This window comes from Bacillus sp. 491mf, from assembly GCF_900112415.1.
Lineage (GTDB): Bacteria > Bacillota > Bacilli > Bacillales > Bacillaceae_G > Bacillus_A.
In genome coordinates, this window is record NZ_FOLV01000005.1 from 131,942 (window position 1) to 152,452 (window position 20,511).

Here is a 20,511-nt window from a genome sequence, read left to right on the forward strand (position 1 = left end):
CGAACAGGAGTACATATATAAGAATAATGTTGAACTATTAATTCGGTTTTAATAGTTTGTAAAAGTTTTGTAAATATCTATATACAAATTAAAAAACCAGGATAAAAACCTTTTCTTTTTAGATGGGCGAGAGCACCTGGCCATGCTTAGAAGCGGTCAGGGCCTTTTTCTGCCACGGGCCATGCTAAACAAAAAGAGGGAACGAGTGCTTGTCACTTTTTGTTTTACATAGCAGCGATTTAGATGGTGAAAGATTAACGTCGATTTATCCCGCATTAACAGGCAGTAATACTCCCGCCTCAAAATTCAGCAGAAGCAAAGAAGTTAGGCGGGAGATGAACTGCCCGTAAAAGCCCGATTGGTTCAACTAATAATCAGTGGGGGATGAAGAAAACCCCCACTGATTAAAGTTTCACTTTATATACTCTTCTTCAACCCTCCTTTTGAAAATACATACTGTACATAATTTTTCTTAGGCTTGTACACTTCTGTCATCACTATATGCAACATGTATAAAAAAAAGCACACTATCTTCATAGATAGTGTGCCAATCTTTCACATTTTTATTCTTCTTCATTTGTTTTCTTCGTATCTTCTAGTTTACCAGCGTTTCCGTTTGCTTCTTGCTTTTTCAAATCAAAATATGCGTCCATAATTCGGCGTGAAATAGTTTTAGTTACTGGGTTATGATCATCCGTAAGCCACGGAACAACAACTGAGAAGGCAACTTCTGGATCAGATGCCGGTGCATATCCAACCATCGTTAAATTATATATGTTTCTTTCACCTAACTGTTTTCTTACTTCTTTTGCATTTGGACCGGCATAAGCTGCCTGTGCAGTTCCTGTTTTTCCTGCAGGATCATAAGTCGCTCCAGCAAAACCATTAGGATAACCTGTTCCATAACCTGTTCCTTCCGGTGTTTGCATTACCATTTTAAAGCCCTCTTGAACGCGGTGAATGTACTCATCTTTCATATCTACTCGGTTTAAAACAACCGGCTCCACCGAATCCACTACTTTTCCTAACTCTTCAGGTTTTGAAGTCGGCTTGCGAATTTCTTTTACAACCTGTGGTTTCATCCGATAGCCACCGTTAGCAATCGTTGATACATATTGCGCCAATTGCAGCGGTGTATACGTGTCAAACTGGCCAATTGCCAAATCCAGTAGCTTACCAGGTTCTGGTGCGTTTCCTTTTAAACCTGCCATCTCATTTGGTAAATCAATTCCCGTTGGTGCTCCAAGACCAAATTGACTAAAGTAATAACGCATTGTATCAAAGTCTTTTTGTTTAACACTTAACGTACCATTGTAAACATAATCTACACCTGCAATTTTCATCGCTGTTCTAAACATATATATGTTGGAAGACCGCTGCAGGGCAGTTAAATCATTAATCGGCCCCATAGTTTGCCATGATCTTTTAAATTCAGTTGATTTAAATTTAATAGGTTCATCGACCATTACGTCTCCTGGTTTAATGGCGTCTTCTTGATACCCAGTCAAAAGAGTGGCCCCTTTTACAGTCGAACCCATTTCATATGAACTCGTCATCGTACCAAGTGCATAATCTTTTATCACACTTTGTCCATTTTCTTCCCCAAACTGTTTACCAGCCATCGATAAAATTTCTCCGTTTTTCGGATTCATCATCACAACAAACGCGCGGTCCATATACGTCGCTGTGCCTGAAGCTTTTGCTTTTTTCATTTCTTCTTCAATAATTTGCTCAACTTTCTTTTGTAGCTCCATATCAATGGTCAAATTTATATTCTTTCCACTTTCTCCTTTAGAAAGATATACAGTTTCAAGAATATTTCCTTTTTGGTCTGTAATATTTTTCACTTGTGCTTTCATGCCATGCAATACATCTTCATATTGCTGCTCAATGTAACTTTTCCCAACACGGTCATTACGGTTGTAATCACGAACTAAGTAATAATCTAGATTCTCTCGCGGTAATCCTTCATCGGAACTCGTTACGCCACCAAGTACAGTGCGGAACATATCTCCATATGCATAGTGACGATCCCAATCAACTGTAGTGTCTACTCCTGGAAGCTTCGCTAAATTTTCACTAACTATAGCATATTCTTCAGGCGTCACATCTTTTTTAATAATTTGCGGCGTCATTGCATAGCCGCCTTCCATCTTACTCTTAATCGCTAACACTTTTAAATCTTCAGGAGTTAATTCATTTATTTCTGATTCTGTAATACGATTGAGTTGACGCTGTGCCAATTGTTTATCATCAATTTTTTTCGCTTTAAAATCAGCGTCATCTTTTTTTGTAACTTTTTCTTTTGCTCGGTCTTCATTTAACAGAATCCAAAAATCTTTTTTATCTCGTTCCGTTAATTTATCAGTCGGCACATCAAGCAGCTTTGCGAGTTGCTTTGCTGTTTCTAAACGTTCATCAGGTTTTGATTCCTTCGTTCTTGTAAACGTAATCGTTCGAAGTGGTGTATTATCCACCACCGCACGGCCATACCTGTCAAAAATCTTCCCGCGCGGAACAGGGGTACTTACCGTTAAGTTTTCCTTTCTGTTCACTTCATTTTTATAATCTTCACCATGGACAATCTGTATCATACCTAATTTGACAATTACTGATGAAAACAGTAAAAACACACAGAAAAACAACACGTTTAACCGAAATGGAACATGGGTTTTCTTTTTTTTCTTTTTCTTACTCATACGGACCCCCTCTGCCAACAGCTATATAAGCGGAAAGGGACACCCTCTTCAGGTGTCCTCGCTACTGTCATATACGTTTTCTTATTTTAACATAAAACATCACAGAAGTTAACCTTCTCCTTCTGTTGTATTTTGCGTCGTTTGTACAGCTGCAAGCCCTGCATGGCATGCTTTTTCATCATCATATTTGACATTTCGAATCGCAAAATAGATAAGTAAATGTCCAGCACCTAATATTAATAATAAAATAGGCAAGCTTTTTTCTGCCGGAAATAATGAAACTGCTAGTAAAAAACTTACAACCGAACAGATTCTTCCTCCGTTTAGCCATAGTTCACGAACAACAATATATTCTACTCGCCGCTCCTTTGCTTGTTTAGCTCTGCCTATTATATCATATGTCATCGAACCATATGGAACAAGCAGAATTGGATACGCTACGGCAATACAAGCTGCATAAATAAGTAATTTCGTATACGTGACATGAAAGACAACTAAAAATACAACTGCATATAAAATAATTCCACCGAGTAAAATGGCTTGTTTTCGCCACTCCTTTTTCAATACACGCGCCACTACATAATAGCAAACGAAAGAAACAGCGGAATTTACAAGTCCATATTTCCCCAGTGCTAATTCACTACCAGAAGCCATATACACATATACAGAAATAACAAATATAAATGTCCCTTCTCTAAGCCCTTGAAAGAAATGAGCAATTGTAATTCTTCCCCAGTTTTTATTACTCTTTCTCTCTTTCATTACTTCAACAATTTCGTAACGCCCTTCACATTCACGTTTTGTCAGAAAAAAGCTTACAACGATCGCAATAGTAAATAAGGTTAAAGATAGGAAAAAAACGAATGTATACCCATTCCACTTTTCCATACGCGAAATAATAAACCCGGATGCAATTGGACCAATCATACCTGAAAATGAGGTGAGCAATCCGAGAAATCCGTTAAAAAAATCACGTGTCTCTGGCTCTGTAATTTCAAATGTTAACAAATTAAATGAGAGCCAGTAAAATCCATATCCTATCCCAAGTATGCCACCGATAAGTAAAATATACTGCGAAGCGTTCGTTCCTGCCAGTAATACAACGATAAAAAAAACAGCTAATGTTGTTACACCGATGCGAAGTAAAATTGTACGATCTACTCGTTTCGCTAGTTTTCCGGCAACAAGAAAAGTCAACGGCTGTAAAACAACGCTTGCTAAATTATAAAAGCCAATATTCATAAAGTCCTTCGTTTGCTTCCATAAATAAATATTAACAAACGTATTGGACAACGAAATGGCCAACGTATATAACCCGCCAATTATGAGTAATAAAACTAAATCACGATTCACCTCAACATCGCCAACTAAATGTTTCCATTTCATATAAACTCTCCTTTACTTCATGTTCTAGTCTTCCAAAGAAGGTCACAATTATGTAGAAAAGAAAAGTGGAAAATGAAACTTTCATTAGTAAACGTTTTTCTCATTAATATATAAATACAACTTGAAAAACCAACATAAAAACCACTTTTTTTAGATGGGCAAGAGTGTCCGGCCATGCTTGGAGCGGTCAGGACCCTTTTCTGCCACATGCGTTATTTAAAATAAAGAGAGAAGGCAAGTGCACATTATGGTGTATTCTGTATAGCAGCAATTTGTATGTTAGTAAATCAACTTGAACTGTATATATTAAGGTGAGCCCATCAACTCTCCAAAAAAGAGCAAACAAAAAAACTAGGAGAAATTCCTCCTAGTTTTTACATTTATTATTATTTTGCGTCTTGGTAACGTTTTTCAATCGCATTCCAATCTACAACGCTCCAGAAAGCATTGATGTAGTCAGGACGACGGTTTTGGTAATGTAAGTAGTATGCATGCTCCCAAACGTCTAATCCTAAAACTGGCGTTTTGCCTTCCATTAATGGAGTATCTTGGTTTGGTGTGCTTGTTACTTCTAATTCACCATTGTTTACAACTAGCCATGCCCAACCAGAACCGAAACGAGTTGCGCCTGCTTTTGCAAACTCTTCTTTAAATGCATCGAAGCTACCAAATTTCGCTTCAATTGCACTTGCAAGTTCACCTACTGGCTGTCCGCCTCCATTTGGAGAAAGAATTGTCCAGAATAAAGAGTGATTTGCATGTCCACCACCGTTATTGCGTACTGCTGTGCGAATTGCTTCTGGCACTTCGTTTAAGTTTGCTACTAGCTCTTCAATGCTTTTTTCTGCTAATTCTGCATGTCCTTCTAATGCCGCATTTAAGTTTGTTACGTATGTGTTGTGATGTTTTGTATGATGGATGTTCATTGTTTCTTTGTCAAAATGAGGTTCTAACGCATCATACGCATAAGGTAAATTTGGTAATTCATGTTTCGCCATTGTTATATTCCTCCCATTGTATGTATTGCCGATAATGACTTGGCATACAAATTCATTTTACCCTAATTACATAAGGGTGAAAACAAATTTAACGTATTGCCTCGCTAACATTAAGGTAGCAAATTTCCCATTTCTTTTCAAACGAAATGCTCATACATTTCGCAAAAAAAAAAGCTCCCTTCTATAAGAGAGCTTTTCCGCTATGTATCAATATGCGAAATGGATATGGACCCTGTAGGACTCGAACCTACGACCGGACGGTTATGAGCCGTCTGCTCTAACCAGCTGAGCTAAGGGTCCGTAATATATGAGCAGTCATCAACCATACACTCTAATCAGTTAAACTTCGATGGTATATTATATGTAAAAATGTAAGATAAATTTACCATATTAAAAAGAAATGTGTCAATTGTATTTTCACATGCAACATGATATATCTTGTGATTCCTTAAAAACATACGTTACAATGAGATTATAAATCAATATATTTAATGAAGGAAGTGAATGCATGTCCATATTTATCCAGCTGTTTAAAAGCTTATACGCACCAAAAGAAATGGCACTTTTTCGTTTTCAAAAAATCGGAAAGACGATTCTTTACATAATGTTACTCTGTCTGCTTGCTACCGTTCCAAAAACGATTTTACTTGGAGACTTCATCCATGAAGGCATTAATTTAATCGATCGTTCTATCGAAAAAGATGTGCCTGATTTTAAAATTGAAAACGGTGAACTTCACGCAAACATTAGTAAACCAATTATAAAAGATGAAACAGATTTTATTTTTGTATTTGATCCAAACGCAACAGATACAAAGGCTTATCCAAACCGCGATGGTATATTCATTTTAAAAAATAAAATGGTTTCAACGGCACAACAACAAACACAATCCTTCCCATATAGTGATTTAGGAAATACAACTTTTGAAAAGAAAGATGCAAAGGAAATCGTTTCATTCATTGATAGCATCTCTTCAGTTGCTATATTCTTAATCGGGATATTTATTTACTTATTCGAACTATTCATTACTTTTCTTGGTGTTTCACTATTGGCATTTATCGGCTCTGCAATGAGCGGAGTTCGTAAATTATCTTACAAACAAGTTTGGACTTTAACTGCCTATAGTTTTACAATCCCGACTATATTCTTTATGATTATGGACTTATTAAAAATAAATGTTCCATTCTCATTATTTATATTCATTGGTGTTGTTCTCGTCGTTCTTTATTTAACAATAAAAGAAGTGCCAAGACCAAAAGAAAAAAATTCACTATAAAAAATGCCCTCAAGGCATTTTTTTTTTGGACAAGCATATATTTCTCTACAAAGGAGTGGAAAAATATGAAAAGGCTTGGCGGTGTCTTGTTACTACTTGTTCTCGGTTACGTCTTGTACTATGATATGACAATCGGCACGTTACCGTTGCTTCATACATATTCCAAAACAAAAGAAACCTCAGCTAAAGTTGCAAATGATAAGCAAAAAGAAAATACATCACAGGCAAAATTTAAAGTCATTGAAGTAAAAACGGGCGATACTGTTCTCTCCATTACAGAAGAAATTAACAAGAAAAAAATCCCTTCTATTGAAAAGGTTGTTACGGATTTCAAAGACTTAAATCAAGACAAATCTCCAGCAAAATTACAAGTCGGAAAAAAATACAAATTCCCCCTCTACCAGTAATAACATCACATAATTCTTGTCAACTGTAGTAAGGCGCTGATACAATAGGAAAAGTGAAACTATATAAATAAAAATTGGAAAAATAACACAAAAACCCCTTTCTTTTCAGGTGGGCGAGAGTATCTGGCCATGCATAGAAGCGGTCAGGGCCTTTTTCTGCCACATGCAAAGTGTAAAACAAAGGGAGAAAGCAAGTAGCGGTGATATTTTTTCTGCCTAGCCGCGACCGATATGTTGAAAAATCAATTTGTATTTATATAGACACTTAGCTTCACTTGACAAATACTGCATACAATATGAATGTATTTGTCTACAAAATAAGAAACTTCTTTTATAAGGAGAGCGATCTATTCGTGAATGAAATAACTCATCGTACAAAAACACGTCCTGTTAAAGTTGGAAATTTAACAATTGGCGGTAATAATGAATTAATTATACAAAGCATGACAACAACGAAAACCCATGATGTGGAAGCAACAGTTGCTGAAATTAAACGTTTAGAAGAGGCAGGTTGTCAAATTGTTCGTGTAGCCGTTCCTGATGAGCGCGCTGCAAATGCAATTGCCGATATTAAAAAACAAATTAATATCCCTCTTGTTGCTGACATTCACTTTGACTATCGCCTAGCATTAAAAGCAATTGAAGGCGGTATTGACAAAGTTCGTATTAACCCAGGAAACATCGGTCGTCGTCATAAAGTTGAAGCAGTTGTAAATGCTGCGAAAGAACGCGGCATTCCAATCCGCATCGGTGTAAACGCTGGTTCATTAGAACGTCATATTCTAGAAAAATATGGATATCCAACTGCTGATGGTATGGTAGAAAGCGCTTTGCATCACATTAAAATTTTAGAAGATCTCGATTTTCATGATATTATCGTATCGATGAAAGCCTCTGATGTGAATTTAGCAATTGAAGCTTACGAAAAAGCATCTCGTGCTTTCAATTATCCATTACACCTTGGCATTACGGAATCCGGAACTTTATTTGCTGGAACTGTAAAAAGTGCGGCTGGTCTTGGGGCAATCTTAAGCAAAGGTATCGGGAATACGTTACGTATCTCATTAAGTGCAGACCCAGTTGAAGAAGTAAAAGTAGCACGTGAGCTATTAAAGTCATTCGGACTTGCTTCTAATGCCGCTACATTGATTTCTTGTCCAACTTGCGGACGTATTGAAATTGACTTAATTAGCATTGCAAATGAAGTAGAAGAATACATCTCAAAAATTAAGGCACCAATTAAAGTTGCTGTCCTTGGCTGCGCAGTAAACGGTCCTGGTGAAGCGCGTGAAGCAGATATTGGGATTGCTGGAGCACGTGGAGAAGGTCTTCTCTTCCGTAAAGGTGAAATTGTACGTAAAGTACCAGAAGAAACAATGGTGGAAGAGTTAAAGAAAGAAATTGATAAAATTGCAGCAGAATACGCAGCAAAACAAGAAAAATAAAATGCAAAACTGCTAATAAAAAAGCTTGTCAGTTCAAAAACTGACAAGCTTTTTATTGTGCACATTTCGGACAGCGTCCATATATTTCAAATTTATGCCCCGTTACTTCATAACCTGTAAAGTCTTTATTCATAAATTCCATTGGACACGATGTAATTTCCTTCGTTCCTCCGCAATCTAAACAGATGAAATGGTGATGATGTTCTGTAGTAGAACATTTGAAACGAAAATGTTTTTCACCATTTAACTCTGTCTGTTCTAAAATACCGATTTCTACAAACAGAGTTAGGTTGCGATAAATGGTATCAAAACTAAGTCCCGGATAATCACTTTTCATATTGGCTAAAACATCTCTTGCCGTCAAATATTTATTATGATTGGCGAATAAACGCAACATGTCTTCTCTTTTCCCAGTATGTTTATAACCCTTCTCTTTCATATGGTGTAAAGCTTCTGTAAGATTCATAGTTATCCCTACTTTACGCAGTTTTTTTCTTCTTCCATAAGATTGCACCGATTAAAATAAGAACTGATAACACAACAATTGTGCCACCTGGAGCAAGGTCAAGTTGATAAGAAGCTAACATGCCTCCGATTACTGCAATTTCACCAAATACAATGGAGAAAAAGATTGTTTGCTTAAAACCTTTCGCAATTCGGATACTTGCTGCAACTGGTAATGTCATTAACGATGAAACGAGCAGAATACCGACAACACGCATTGAAATCGCAATAACAAGTGCAACTAAAATTATAAAAATAAAGTGAATCCATTTTGCACGTAAACCTGTCGCTACAGCGTATTCTTCATCAAAAGATAATAAAAACAGTTCTTTATATAATAATATAATGACTGCAACTACAATCACAGCAACAAATCCAATAATAAGCAAATCACTACTTGTAACTGCGCTCACACTACCAAACAAATAACTAAATAAATCTGTATTAAATCCATTGGCAAGAGAAATGAAAATGACACCAATCCCAATACCAGCTGACATAATAATAGGAATTGCTAGTTCCTGAAAATGTTTATATACCGTTCTTAATTTTTCAATGAGCAGCGCGCCGCCAATAGAAAATATCATCCCCATATATAATGGATTTAAAAAACCACCTGTAAATACGGTTTTTTCTAGTAATAAACTCGCTGCAATACCTGATAACGTAACGTGACTTAATGCATCAGCAATCAACGATAAACGACGAATAACAACAAAGACGCCAAGCATTGGGGCAACAAGTCCAATTAAAACTCCAGCATATAAAGAATTTCGTAAAAAATCATATTGCAAAAAGTCCTGTATCATCGTATCCCCCCATGATGCTCGTGATCATGCTCTAAACGATGAACATGATAACCGTATAATAATGACATTTCGGCATCTTCTAACTTTTGAAACGCATCTATATTTCCGTGGAAATGTAAACGTTGATTTAAGCAAGCGACATGTGTAACCTTCTCTGTGACAGCTCCCATATCATGAGTGACAAGAATAAGTGTAATCCCTAAATGCTTATTTAAATGTTCTAGCATTTCATAAAAACTTTCTACATTTTTCACATCAACACCGACAGTAGGCTCGTCCAAAATTAATAATTCCGGTTCACTTACAAGTGCGCGCGCAATAAAAACACGTTGCTGTTGGCCACCAGAAAGCTCGCCAATATTCCGATTCATAAACTCACTCATTCCAACATCAGCAATCGCTTTTGTCACTTTCTCTTTATCCATCTTTGTTAAGAATCGAAACAAGCCTTTCTTAGAAACAAGTCCCATCGAAACAACTTCAAATACAGTTGCTGGGAATCCAGAGTTGAAACTATTTGCCTTTTGAGAGACATAGCCAACTTTATTCCAATCTTTAAATTTTTTACTATCCATACCAAACAACCGAATCGTTCCTTGTTTCGGTTTTAAAATTCCTAATATACATTTCAATAATGTAGATTTCCCTGATCCATTCGGTCCTACTAAACCTAAAAAAGCTCCTTTAGGAACTTGCAATTGAATATCCTCTAACACATTTCGCTCTTCATAACGAAAGGTTAAATCCTTTATTTCTAATATATAATTCATCATATCTCACCTATTTTAATTCAGAATGATTCCGATTTATATTTATTTAAATTATATTATAGCTCATTACGAGTTGTAAACCAATCTGCCCTAAAATATACCTCTCATTTTAGACAACTTATCTATTATAACAAAAAGCAGAGAAAATCTCTCCGCTTTTAATGAATTGCTGATTTAAATTTTGCACCTTTTGTTTCTTGTGTATTCATAATGGTAATAAAGGCATTTTCGTCTACTTCATGAACAATCGATTTTAGCTTCGTTACCTCTAAACGTGTAATAACTGCATAGATAACTTCTTTTTCTTTATCCGTATAGCCACCTTTTCCAACTAACTTCGTTGTCCCGCGGCCAAGTCGATGTAAAATTGCGTTTGATACCTCTTCATAATGGTCCGAAACAATAATTACTGCTTTTGTTTCATCTAAACCTTGGATAACCGTATCAATCGTTTTAAATGCAATATAGTACGTCATAACGGAATACATTGCTTGTTCTACACCAAATACAACTGCCGCCCAAGCAAAAACGAAAATATTCATAAACATAACAAATTCACCGACAGAAAACGGTAATTTCTTTGTTAGTAAAATACCTAAAATTTCCGCTCCATCTAATGAACCTCCGTGCCTAATCACAAGCCCAACACCAACACCTAAAATTAATCCTCCAAAGACAGTCGCCAAAATGGGCTCTGTTGTAAAAGGCTGAATGGAATGTAATGTTGACTCAATCAAGGCTAAACATACGACTGCAAAAACAGAAGATAACATAAATGTTTTTCCGATTTGCTTATAACCTGAGTACATAAACGGTAAATTGAGGATTACAACTAAAGTGGAAAAGCTTAGCCACCAAATATTTGGTGTAAGGAAATCTAATATGAGGGAAACACCGATTATACCACCATCAATAATTTTGTTCGGAATTAAAAACAGCTCAAGTGCCACAGCTGCACAGCCAGCACCTATGACAATCATAACAAGACGATACACAAGATGAATTATACTTTCCTTTTTATGCTGTTGTTCTGCCATATTACCTCCTTAAGTATCTATTTATTTTCCCCTTTATTATAACATACCCTCCCTATTTTGATGAGAAAACTAACTGTTTTGGAATATACACAAGCATATTTTACATATATTCGGATATGAGGACAAAATAAAGGAGGGTGCAACATGAACCTCATTCAACAGTTTGTAAATAAAAAAATAAACAATATGACTTCTAAGGAATTATTAAAATACAGTAAAGAATATGAAGTGCCTATAACAAGCGAACAAGCAGATAAAATTGTCACATTAATTCAAGGAAAACAGATTAATATTTATGATATCCAAGAAAGATTACAACTTTTAAAACAAATTGCAACGGTTACTTCTCCTGCTACCGCACAACAAATTAATACCCTATTTCAAAAATTAATAAATTGAAACTTCCATCAATGTGATGTAACTATCCAAAATAGCAGGACAAAATAAAAAAGGGGTGCTCCCCTTTTTTATTGTCCTTTAATTTTCTGAAGAATCTCTTCATCAAACACACCGTTTTTCAGCATTTCAATTTCAAATTTATACGGTGGCTTTTTATCGTTTTTATCTTCACCTACATATGGTGTTTCAAGAATTTTTGGCACATTCTGTAATTGTGGATGATGAACAATGTGATGCAATGCTTTATAACCAATGTGACCGAAACCGATATTTTCATGACGGTCTTTTTTAGCGCCGCACTCATTCTTGCTATCATTAATGTGTAATACTTGTAAACGATCAATACCAATCATTTTATCAAACTCATTTAAAACGCCGTCGAAATCATTAACGATATCATAACCAGCATCATGCGTATGACATGTATCGAAGCAAACTGATAATTTCTCATTATGTGTTACACCATCGATAATTCTCGCAAGCTCGTCAAAGCTACGTCCACACTCTGTTCCTTTTCCAGCCATTGTTTCTAGCGCAATGTTCACTGTTTGATCAGTTGTTAATACTTCATTTAATCCTTCAATAATCTTTTGGATTCCTGCATCCGCACCTGCTCCAACATGAGCTCCGGGATGGAGTACAATTTGCTTTGCAACACCTAATGCTGATGTTCTTTCAATTTCCATGCTAAGAAAATCAACACCTAGTTGGAATGTTTCAGGTTTCGTTGTGTTACCGATGTTAATGATATATGGTGCATGAACAATGATTTCTTCAATTCCGTGCAATTCCATATGTTTACGGCCTGCTTCTATATTTAACTCTTCAATCGGTTTTCTTCGCGTATTTTGCGGTGCCCCTGTATAGATCATAAACGTTGTTGCACCGTATGACACAGCTTCTTCACTAGCTGCTAATAACATTTTCTTTCCACTCATCGAAACGTGAGATCCAATTTTCAACATGTAATCACCTCTTATAAATGCAATAGCTATAATGATAGCATAATTTGTAGAAATCTGACACTATATACAAGTTAAAAAACCGTAACTACTCAGTCACTCTATGAAAACAAGGCAGAAAAGCATTTTTTAAATGGTATGGAAGGGACTGGCTATGTATAGGAGCGGTCAGGGCCTATTTCTGTCACATGCAATGTTTAAAACAAGGAGACATGTCCTGGTGTATTCTGCAAAAGAAAAACGGAGCCTAGAAAGCAAAGCTAGACAAAGATGTCGAAAAATCAAACCGGATTTATATATTAATTTCTCCGTAAAAAAAAGATAAGGAAAAATCCTTATCTTTTCTTTTTGTTATATTTTTTCTTAATTTTTTCGCGTTCCCATTCAAGCTTTTTCTTATAGTTCGGCTTTACTTTTTTCGGTTTTTTCACAACTTTTTGTGCCATAGCATCTAATTGGTCATTTGGCTTTTTACGGCTTTGACGGCGACGGCGAGGCCCTAATTCAACCCACTCACCTGCACGTAAGTCCACATGTTCGAATTCAATATGACGTTGCTTTTCTAACGTATTTAATGCTTCTTCATCCGCTTGGTCATAAATTGTTGCCGCGATACCAGAATATCCAGCACGTGCTGTTCGACCTACACGGTGAATAAAGAAATCTAAATCAGATGGAATTTCGTAGTTAATAACATGACTAATTCCCTCAATATCAATACCACGTGCAGCTAAATCTGTCGCTACAATATATTGAAATTCTAAATCACGGACTTGTTTCATCATTTTCTTACGATCACGCGGTGATAAATCACCGTGAATACGCCCAACTTTTAAACCACGTTCCGTTAAACCGTTCGCTACTTCTTCTGCCATTTTCTTTGTATTCGTAAAAACAATTGCTAAATACGGCTGATATTGCAGTAACAGATTTTTGACAAGTTCAACTTTATTACGGTGCCTTGACGGAATAAGATGATGTTCAAGATTAATCGCTGCTATTTGCTTTGGATTAATATGAATATGCTCTGGATTCTCCATATATTTCTTCATAAATGGTTTTAACTTTTGTGGAATTGTCGCTGAGAAAACAAGCATTTGCAAATTTTTAGGCATACGCGATGCAATTTTATCCACATCATGAATAAAGCCCATATCAAGCATTAAATCTGCTTCATCGACAACAATTGCAGAAACCGTATGTACAAATAGCGCTTGTTCTTCCACTAAATCTTTAATACGCCCTGGTGTTCCCACCACAACATGCGGTTGTTTCTTCAATTTTTCAATTGAACGTTGTTTATCTGTTCCACCGATAAAACAGCGAGCTGTAATCATTTTGTCTTCTTCACAAAACTTTGTTAACTTGACGATTTCTGCATAAATTTGCTGCGCTAACTCACGAGTTGGAGCTGTAATTACAAGTTGTACTTCTTCTCTAGTTGCATCAATACGATTTAATGTTGGAAGTAAATATGCATGCGTTTTTCCAGATCCTGTTTGTGATTGTCCAATAATACTAACGCCCTTTTTCACAACCGGAAAAATCTTTTGTTGAATTTCTGTTGGCTCTGAAAAACGTAATTCACGAATTGCATCTATTAAAAATGGTTGAAAATTATACTGTGTAAATGTTTGCACTGTCATACATTCCACCTTCTTTCTTATTTCTACTGCGTTCATTAATCAGTCAAGTTACCATTATATCGAAATCTATCAGTAAAATCTATCTTTATATATATCCATTTTCATTTTCCGACATCTTTGTCTAGCTTTGCAGCACACAACATGACCTGCACTCGCTCGCCTCCTCTGTTTTAAACCTCGCACGTGGCAGAAATAAGCCCTGACCGTTTCTATGCATGGTCTGATGCTCTCGCCCGCCTAAAACAAAGAGGGTTTTTTATATCTTTTTTAACTTATCCATCTATAATTCAGCATTTCAACAGAAAAACTAACCTTCTTTCTCTCCATTGCATATTGTAGTGTATATTACCTAATTGAAGAAAGGAGGATTTCCTAATGTATATGAAATCCCCTCCCTATCAACAAATGTACACGCAATCTCCCTATCCTCATACCATGTACCCAACACAAGGCATGCAACCGATGATGCCTAAGAAAAAAGGAATTCTTGCAAAATTGTTTCAAAAACGCAATCCCGCTACAGATTATATGTATATGATGCCCCCTTATAGACAATTGGAAACATACCCAAATGCACAATACCAACACAACCAGCCATATATGCACCCTCCAAAACAGCAACAACAAATGATGCAGCCTCAAATGATGGCAGAAGGTGAAACACGAGGAACAGCAGGAAACGCATCTAGTGGAATTGGCAGTTTTTTCACGAACTTTATTTCAAATCCAACTGGAATGATAAACAACGTTGAAAAAGTTGTCCAAATGGCCCAGTCCGTTGGTCCTGTCGTGCAGCAATATGGACCGATTGTCCGCAACATTCCTAGCATCATGAAGATACTTTCATCCGGAAAAAACACTGAGGAAAAACAAACAGAAGTAGCCGAAAAACAAACAGAAGTAGTCGCGGTCTCCCCTTCCACTCCATCTAAAAAAATACCTATTACAAGAGAACCAATTGCTCCTAAAATCATAATTGAGGATGAGGCAGTAGTAGAAAACGTACAGTCTACTACCCCTAAACCAAAGCTATACGTATAACATTTCTTTGTCATCTGCTTTCTTCTCCTTTATAATGAAAAGGATTAGCTTTATAAAAACAAATCCTTTTTTAAAGGAGCGGATTAATTACATGAAAATCGTTAAAATTTCTCCTCGCGGCTATTGCTACGGCGTTGTAGACGCGATGGTCATTGCGCGCAATGCAGCGCTCGATAAAACATTACCAAGACCAATTTATATCTTAGGCATGATTGTCCACAACAAACATGTAACAGATGCATTTGAGGAAGATGGCATCATTACACTTGATGGCCCAAGTCGCTTAGATATTTTAGAAAAAATCGAGTCTGGAACTGTTATTTTTACAGCTCACGGTGTATCTCCAGAAGTAAAGCAACGCGCCAGGGAAAAGGGTTTAACAACAATTGACGCAACATGTCCTGACGTTACAAAAACACACGACTTAATTGAAGCAAAAAAAGACGAAGGCTACCATATTATTTATATCGGTAAGAAAGGACACCCTGAACCTGAAGGTGCAGTCGGAATTGCCCCGGATATTGTCCATCTTATCGAGAAAGAAGCAGACCTTGAAACACTTATCATTCCAACGGAAAAAATTCTAGTTACAAACCAAACGACGATGAGTCAATGGGATGTTCAACATATTATGGAGAAAATTCAAGAAAAGTTTCCAACAGCTGAGTTTCATAAAGAAATTTGCCTTGCTACGCAAGTGCGTCAAGAAGCTGTTGCAAAACAAGCAAATGTTGCTGAATTAACGATTGTCGTTGGCGATCCAAAAAGTAACAACTCTAATCGTCTTGCACAAGTATCTGAAGAGATTGCTAATACAAAAGCGTACCGCGTTGCCGATGTAAGTGAAATTCAATTAGAATGGCTACAAGGTGTAGAAACAGTCGCTATTACAGCAGGTGCTTCTACACCAACGCCTATTACAAAAGAAGTAATTGCATTCTTTGAACAGTACGATCCAACAAACCCTGCAACGTGGGAACGTAAGCGAAACGTACCATTACAAAAAATCTTACCAAAAGTTAAAGCAAAATAAACTTTTCATCAGTAAAGGTTTTTTGCTCGCAAATTGCAGGATGATACAAACAAGAGGCTGTTCCAAAAGTTTCACTTTTGGAACAGCCTCTTTATTCTTATATAGAATAAGCTGACTAAAAAGTGGGCTTTTTAGTCAGCTCAGCGAATCGACCACTTGTATGTCGAATCATCGATATATTACAAAGAACGGTCGATAGCCGAAAAAAGGACCGATTTTTTTCATTCTATACAAATGTAAATGGATCTGTATGTAATTCGGAAGCATGAATACGCGCAGTAAATTTTTTCGCATCCACTTTTTCTTGCAATTGTTTTTGTACACCTTTTTTCATTACTTTTTCTACGTTATGCCCTGGGTCTACAATATTTAATCCGAGCATCATCGCATCATGCGCAACGTGATAATACATATCTCCCGTTACATATACGTCTGCCCCTTTAAACTTCGCTTGCTTTATATACTTATTTCCGTCTCCGCCAAGTACAGCTATTTTCTTCACCGTTTGCTGTAAGTTACCGACAACACGAGCTCCCTTTACATCAAGGGATTGTTTCACATGTTCCGCAAATTGTTGTAATGTCATTTCTTGCGGCAAGTAGCCAATTTTTCCAAGTCCTAACGTTTCACCTTTGTTCTCTAGCGGATAAATATCGTATGCCACTTCTTCATATGGGTGTGCGCCAAGCATCGCCTTCATAATTTTACGTTGCAACGACGCTGGGATAATCGTTTCAATACGAACTTCTTCTACCTGTTCTAAACGCCCTGCCGCTCCGATATACGGATTCGTCCCTTCTTGTGGTAAAAATGTACCCTTACCTTCACTATTAAACGTACAATGACTATAGTTTCCGATATATCCTGCTCCTGCATCACCAATTGCTTGACGTACTGTTTCTACATGCGAAGAAGGAACAAATACAACTAGCTTTTTCATTTCTTCTGTATGAGTGGGAACAAGCACCTCTGTTTCCTGCAATCCTAACGCATCTGCCAACAAATCGTTCACACCGCCTTTTGCGATATCAACATTTGTATGAGCAGCATAAATTGCTATATCGTTTTTTATACACATTTCGATAATACGCCCGTATGCTTGCTCTGTAAGTATTGCTTTAAGCGGATTAAAAATAAGCGGATGATGGGCAATAATTAAATTTACCCCTTTTTCAATTGCTTCTTGTACAACTTCTTCTGTTACATCAAGCGCAATTAACACATTCTCTACCGGTTTATTTAATGCACCAATTTGTAATCCAACTTTATCACCCTCGACCGCTAAATGTTTCGGGTACATACTTTCAAACAAAGAAATGATTTCGTATCCATTAGGCGTTTTACTCATGATAAAATCTCCTCAATCATACGGATCTTCTCTAACACTTCTGCACGTTTCGCTTTTGTCTCTTCTGTTTCTGTGGCACGCTCTAATTGCTTACAAATGTTCTCAAAGTTTTTTCGTTCACTTTCCCATTTTTCTACAAACACTTCATTTTTCTCTTTCATTAAAAATGGTCCTATGAATAAAGCTTCTTCTTTTTTCTCCTTGTAGGGTGCTAGAACATCGCCCTGTTCTCCTACTAAAATTTCGTAAATCTTTCCGTCTTCTTTTACGATTTTTTCTTTGATTAATTCCCAGCCATTCTCAATAAACCATTCACGAATATGATGTGCAGCGATGTTTGGTTGTAAAACTAAACGTGTCACACCTTTTAGCTTCTCTTTTCCATTTTCTAAAATATCACGAATTAGCGCACCGCCCATACCTGCAATTGTAATTACATCTACTTCACCTGGCGCGATGACTTCTAAACCATTCCCTTTACGTACGCTCACTTTGTCTTGCAATCCGCATTCTGCTACTGTAGCTTGTGCAGAACGAAATGGACCTTCTACAACCTCTCCTGCTACTGCCTGCACGGCAATATGATGTAAAATTGTATAGCAAGGTAAATAAGCATGATCCGAGCCAATATCTGCAACAGTGGAACCCGCTGGAATTTCAAGTGCCACTTCTTCTAATCGTTTTGAAAGCTTTACTTCATTCATTTATTTCAATTGCTCCTTCTCTTTCAGTCTGTCTCCATGATATAGAATTTATAGTTGTGATTGCAAGTAGATAAATCATTTTACTCCGCTTATCAACCATTTATTTTTAAATTCAATGTCTTACAAATAAAAAAGCTCTTTACTTAGGCGCGTAAAGAGCTACTATGTAATCCACTATTATTTTTTCTTTGATAACCAATCCGCTACTTTCGTTGCTTGATCCGCTGGAATAATACCTGGTGGCATATTTCCTTTTCCTTTTACAATCACTTCTTGGATTTGATCTTTCGAGAGCTTACCGCCAACTTTTTGTAAATTAGGACCGACTGCTCCCTGCAATTGCTCACCATGACAACTTGTACAACTTTGCTTTACAATCTCTTCTGGTTTTGCTGCTGTTTGTGTCGTTTTTCCCCCGTTTTTCTGCGCGTCAGATAGTTCCTTTGATTTATGCAAGCCTTGAAATGAAAATACAAACATAACAATAATTCCCAATACAGCAATAAGAGCAAATGGAATCAACGGATTACGCTTCATTTTTTCTTTTTCCCCCTCTATCTCCCCTAATAGTTTGATGATTCAGTCATTTCTATTGTACTTGAAAACAATCTACCAGAAAAGACCAAACTACAATATGTCAAAAATATTCCGCATATTCAATTAATTATCCAACTACAAATTCACGTAATTTTATGCCAAATATCCTCTTTTCTCATCATAAACAGTTACATTCTCCAAATATTTTTGTAAAGAATACACGAAATTAATCGAAAAATCGAAAAATGACTATTTGCAAATCAAAAGACAATTCTGTAAAATAAATTACAAGAATTGTAATTGCTACTGACAAATAATTTTTAATAAAAATTAACAAAAGAAAAAAGTTTACTTCACATTCATGAAGTAAACTTTATACAAAGCTCTATTCTAAGAAATCTTTCAAGCGTTTGCTACGGCTTGGGTGTCTTAATTTACGAAGTGCTTTTGCTTCAATTTGACGAATACGCTCTCTCGTAACGCCGAATACTTTCCCAACTTCTTCAAGCGTACGAGTTCGTCCATCGTCTAAACCAAAGCGAAGACGAAGAACATTTTCTTCACGATCTGTTAATGTATCTAGTACATCTTCTAATTGCTCTTTTAGCAATTCATATGCTGCATGGTCTGCAGGAGATGTTGCTTCTTGGTCTTCAATAAAATCACCTAAATGAGAGTCATCCTCTTCACCAATTGGTGTTTCAAGAGATACAGGCTCTTGTGCAATCTTTAAGATTTCGCGTACTTTTTCAGGAGCAAGATCCATTTCTTCACCAATTTCTTCTGGAGATGGCTCACGACCTAAATCTTGTAATAATTGACGTTGAACACGAATCAATTTATTAATTGTTTCAACCATATGAACTGGTATACGAATTGTTCTTGCTTGGTCCGCAATTGCACGTGTAATGGCCTGACGAATCCACCACGTTGCATACGTACTAAATTTATATCCTTTGCGGTAATCAAACTTTTCAACTGCTTTAATTAGACCCATATTCCCTTCTTGAATTAAGTCTAGGAAAAGCATACCGCGGCCAACATAACGTTTTGCAATACTTACAACTAGGCGTAAGTTTGCTTCTGCAAGACGGCGTTTCGCTTCTTCATCGCCTTCTTCAATACGTTTTGCAAGAGCAATTTCTTCTTCAGCAGATAGTAAGTCAACACGACCAATTTCTTTTAAGTACATACGAACAGGATCATTAATTTTCACACCTGGTGGTACACTTAAATCATTTAAGTCAAACTCTTCTTCAGCTTTGGCTAATTGACGAGTATTTGGGTCTTCATCGCTGTCGCCAACTAAATCGATTCCTTGTTCACCTAAATATTCATAATATTCATCCATTTGATCGGATTCAATATCAAATCCACTCATGCGTTCTGCGATCTCTTCATATGTAAGAACGCCACGTTTTTTTCCGAGCTCTGTGAGTTGCTCTTTCACTTGCTCAAGTGTCATATCAGTTTCAATTTGTTTAGAACGAGCTGGTTTATCAGCCATTTG

19 protein-coding genes and 1 tRNA gene are annotated in these 20,511 nt (G+C 36.6%); 6 read left to right on the forward strand and 14 right to left on the reverse strand.

Annotated elements, in window-relative coordinates; genetic code table 11:
• Positions 1-563: 563 nt before the first annotated feature.
• The 4 genes from BM211_RS07860 to BM211_RS07875 form a co-directional block, all read right to left on the reverse strand.
• A complete protein-coding gene (locus BM211_RS07860) occupies positions 564-2,699 on the reverse strand; it encodes a peptidoglycan D,D-transpeptidase FtsI family protein (protein ID WP_090996194.1) in 2,136 nt (711 codons plus the stop codon).
• A gap of 108 nt (positions 2,700-2,807) precedes the next feature.
• A complete protein-coding gene (locus BM211_RS07865; RefSeq protein ID WP_090996197.1) occupies positions 2,808-4,085 on the reverse strand; it encodes an MFS transporter in 1,278 nt (425 codons plus the stop codon).
• Positions 4,086-4,471: 386 nt separating this feature from the next.
• Entirely contained in the window at positions 4,472-5,083 is a 612-nt protein-coding gene (gene sodA / locus BM211_RS07870; protein WP_035429743.1) for a superoxide dismutase [Mn], read from the reverse strand.
• Positions 5,084-5,309: 226 nt separating this feature from the next.
• Positions 5,310-5,383 (reverse strand) — tRNA-Ile (locus BM211_RS07875).
• A gap of 208 nt (positions 5,384-5,591) precedes the next feature.
• Between BM211_RS07875 and BM211_RS07880 the strand changes: the two genes are divergently transcribed.
• The 3 genes from BM211_RS07880 to ispG all read left to right on the forward strand — a co-directional run bounded on the left by BM211_RS07880 (position 5,592) and on the right by ispG (position 8,211).
• On the forward strand, positions 5,592-6,359 hold the full coding sequence (locus tag BM211_RS07880; protein WP_090996199.1) for a DUF1189 domain-containing protein: 768 nt from the start codon (positions 5,592-5,594) through the stop codon (positions 6,357-6,359).
• A 65-nt stretch (positions 6,360-6,424) separates the two neighbouring features.
• A complete protein-coding gene (locus tag BM211_RS07885; RefSeq protein ID WP_035429748.1) occupies positions 6,425-6,766 on the forward strand; it encodes a hypothetical protein in 342 nt (113 codons plus the stop codon).
• A 296-nt stretch (positions 6,767-7,062) separates the two neighbouring features.
• The gene (gene ispG / locus BM211_RS07890; protein WP_177206898.1) at positions 7,063-8,211 is read left to right on the forward strand and encodes a flavodoxin-dependent (E)-4-hydroxy-3-methylbut-2-enyl-diphosphate synthase; all 1,149 of its coding nucleotides are present in this window, start codon (positions 7,063-7,065) and stop codon (positions 8,209-8,211) included.
• A gap of 52 nt (positions 8,212-8,263) precedes the next feature.
• Here the strand turns inward: ispG and BM211_RS07895 are convergent, their stop codons facing one another.
• From BM211_RS07895 to BM211_RS07910, 4 genes are all read right to left on the reverse strand, one after another.
• Positions 8,264-8,677 carry a Fur family transcriptional regulator gene (locus tag BM211_RS07895; RefSeq protein WP_035429752.1) on the reverse strand — a complete coding sequence of 138 codons (414 nt, stop codon included), beginning with the start codon at positions 8,675-8,677 and terminating at the stop codon, positions 8,264-8,266.
• Between the two features lie 13 nt (positions 8,678-8,690).
• Positions 8,691-9,524, reverse strand: coding sequence for a metal ABC transporter permease (locus BM211_RS07900; RefSeq protein ID WP_035429754.1), 834 nt, complete (start codon positions 9,522-9,524; stop codon positions 8,691-8,693).
• Positions 9,521-10,294 (reverse strand): metal ABC transporter ATP-binding protein, encoded by a 774-nt coding sequence (locus BM211_RS07905; protein WP_035429755.1) that lies wholly within the window; start codon positions 10,292-10,294, stop codon positions 9,521-9,523. Before BM211_RS07905 ends, BM211_RS07900 begins: the two co-directional genes overlap by 4 nt.
• Before the next feature lie 158 nt (positions 10,295-10,452).
• Positions 10,453-11,331 (reverse strand): YitT family protein, encoded by an 879-nt coding sequence (locus BM211_RS07910; RefSeq protein ID WP_035429756.1) that lies wholly within the window; start codon positions 11,329-11,331, stop codon positions 10,453-10,455.
• Positions 11,332-11,475: 144 nt separating this feature from the next.
• Here BM211_RS07910 and BM211_RS07915 point away from each other — a divergent pair, with 144 nt between their 5' ends.
• Positions 11,476-11,730: a DUF2624 domain-containing protein gene (locus BM211_RS07915; protein ID WP_035429758.1), complete on the forward strand. Its 255-nt coding sequence runs from the start codon at positions 11,476-11,478 to the stop codon at positions 11,728-11,730.
• Between the two features lie 68 nt (positions 11,731-11,798).
• On the opposite strand, the gene BM211_RS07920 is transcribed toward BM211_RS07915, so the two are convergent.
• Positions 11,799-12,695, reverse strand: a complete 897-nt coding sequence (locus tag BM211_RS07920; protein ID WP_035429760.1) for a deoxyribonuclease IV — start codon at positions 12,693-12,695, stop codon at positions 11,799-11,801.
• 332 nt (positions 12,696-13,027) lie between these two features.
• Positions 13,028-14,338 (reverse strand): DEAD/DEAH box helicase, encoded by a 1,311-nt coding sequence (locus tag BM211_RS07925; RefSeq protein WP_035429762.1) that lies wholly within the window; start codon positions 14,336-14,338, stop codon positions 13,028-13,030.
• 375 nt (positions 14,339-14,713) lie between these two features.
• On the opposite strand from BM211_RS07925, the gene vrrA reads away from it, so the two are divergent.
• Together vrrA and BM211_RS07935 are read left to right on the forward strand one after the other, a co-directional pair.
• Positions 14,714-15,379, forward strand: a complete 666-nt coding sequence (gene vrrA, locus BM211_RS07930) for a VrrA/YqfQ family protein (RefSeq protein ID WP_090996202.1) — start codon at positions 14,714-14,716, stop codon at positions 15,377-15,379.
• A 91-nt stretch (positions 15,380-15,470) separates the two neighbouring features.
• Positions 15,471-16,412, forward strand: a complete 942-nt coding sequence (locus BM211_RS07935) for a 4-hydroxy-3-methylbut-2-enyl diphosphate reductase (protein WP_035429765.1) — start codon at positions 15,471-15,473, stop codon at positions 16,410-16,412.
• 226 nt (positions 16,413-16,638) lie between these two features.
• On the opposite strand, the gene BM211_RS07940 is transcribed toward BM211_RS07935, so the two are convergent.
• The 4 genes from BM211_RS07940 to rpoD all read right to left on the reverse strand — a co-directional run bounded on the left by BM211_RS07940 (position 16,639) and on the right by rpoD (position 20,508).
• A complete protein-coding gene (locus BM211_RS07940) occupies positions 16,639-17,760 on the reverse strand; it encodes a Nif3-like dinuclear metal center hexameric protein (RefSeq protein ID WP_035429766.1) in 1,122 nt (373 codons plus the stop codon).
• Positions 17,757-18,464, reverse strand: coding sequence for a tRNA (adenine(22)-N(1))-methyltransferase (locus BM211_RS07945; RefSeq protein WP_035429768.1), 708 nt, complete (start codon positions 18,462-18,464; stop codon positions 17,757-17,759). The genes BM211_RS07940 and BM211_RS07945 overlap by 4 nt, the downstream gene beginning before the upstream one ends.
• Positions 18,465-18,641: 177 nt before the next feature.
• A complete protein-coding gene (gene cccA / locus BM211_RS07950) occupies positions 18,642-19,001 on the reverse strand; it encodes a cytochrome c550 (protein WP_090996205.1) in 360 nt (119 codons plus the stop codon).
• A gap of 385 nt (positions 19,002-19,386) precedes the next feature.
• Entirely contained in the window at positions 19,387-20,508 is a 1,122-nt protein-coding gene (gene rpoD / locus BM211_RS07955; protein ID WP_020062259.1) for an RNA polymerase sigma factor RpoD, read from the reverse strand.
• Positions 20,509-20,511: the final 3 nt, after the last annotated feature.

Bases quoted from the DNA above. Each gene is read 5' to 3' on its own strand.
- BM211_RS07860 (WP_090996194.1), bottom strand. From the start codon at position 2,699: ATGAGTAAGAAAAAGAAAAAAAAGAAAACCCATGTTCCATTTCGGTTA.
- BM211_RS07865 (WP_090996197.1), bottom strand. From the start codon at position 4,085: ATGAAATGGAAACATTTAGTTGGCGATGTTGAGGTGAATCGTGATTTA.
- sodA (WP_035429743.1), bottom strand. From the start codon at position 5,083: ATGGCGAAACATGAATTACCAAATTTACCTTATGCGTATGATGCGTTA.
- BM211_RS07880 (WP_090996199.1), top strand. From the start codon at position 5,592: ATGTCCATATTTATCCAGCTGTTTAAAAGCTTATACGCACCAAAAGAA.
- BM211_RS07885 (WP_035429748.1), top strand. From the start codon at position 6,425: ATGAAAAGGCTTGGCGGTGTCTTGTTACTACTTGTTCTCGGTTACGTC.
- ispG (WP_177206898.1), top strand. From the start codon at position 7,063: ATGAATGTATTTGTCTACAAAATAAGAAACTTCTTTTATAAGGAGAGC.
- BM211_RS07895 (WP_035429752.1), bottom strand. From the start codon at position 8,677: ATGAATCTTACAGAAGCTTTACACCATATGAAAGAGAAGGGTTATAAA.
- BM211_RS07900 (WP_035429754.1), bottom strand. From the start codon at position 9,524: ATGATACAGGACTTTTTGCAATATGATTTTTTACGAAATTCTTTATAT.
- BM211_RS07905 (WP_035429755.1), bottom strand. From the start codon at position 10,294: ATGAATTATATATTAGAAATAAAGGATTTAACCTTTCGTTATGAAGAG.
- BM211_RS07910 (WP_035429756.1), bottom strand. From the start codon at position 11,331: ATGGCAGAACAACAGCATAAAAAGGAAAGTATAATTCATCTTGTGTAT.
- BM211_RS07915 (WP_035429758.1), top strand. From the start codon at position 11,476: ATGAACCTCATTCAACAGTTTGTAAATAAAAAAATAAACAATATGACT.
- BM211_RS07920 (WP_035429760.1), bottom strand. From the start codon at position 12,695: ATGTTGAAAATTGGATCTCACGTTTCGATGAGTGGAAAGAAAATGTTA.
- BM211_RS07925 (WP_035429762.1), bottom strand. From the start codon at position 14,338: ATGACAGTGCAAACATTTACACAGTATAATTTTCAACCATTTTTAATA.
- vrrA (WP_090996202.1), top strand. From the start codon at position 14,714: ATGTATATGAAATCCCCTCCCTATCAACAAATGTACACGCAATCTCCC.
- BM211_RS07935 (WP_035429765.1), top strand. From the start codon at position 15,471: ATGAAAATCGTTAAAATTTCTCCTCGCGGCTATTGCTACGGCGTTGTA.
- BM211_RS07940 (WP_035429766.1), bottom strand. From the start codon at position 17,760: ATGAGTAAAACGCCTAATGGATACGAAATCATTTCTTTGTTTGAAAGT.
- BM211_RS07945 (WP_035429768.1), bottom strand. From the start codon at position 18,464: ATGAATGAAGTAAAGCTTTCAAAACGATTAGAAGAAGTGGCACTTGAA.
- cccA (WP_090996205.1), bottom strand. From the start codon at position 19,001: ATGAAGCGTAATCCGTTGATTCCATTTGCTCTTATTGCTGTATTGGGA.
- rpoD (WP_020062259.1), bottom strand. From the start codon at position 20,508: ATGGCTGATAAACCAGCTCGTTCTAAACAAATTGAAACTGATATGACA.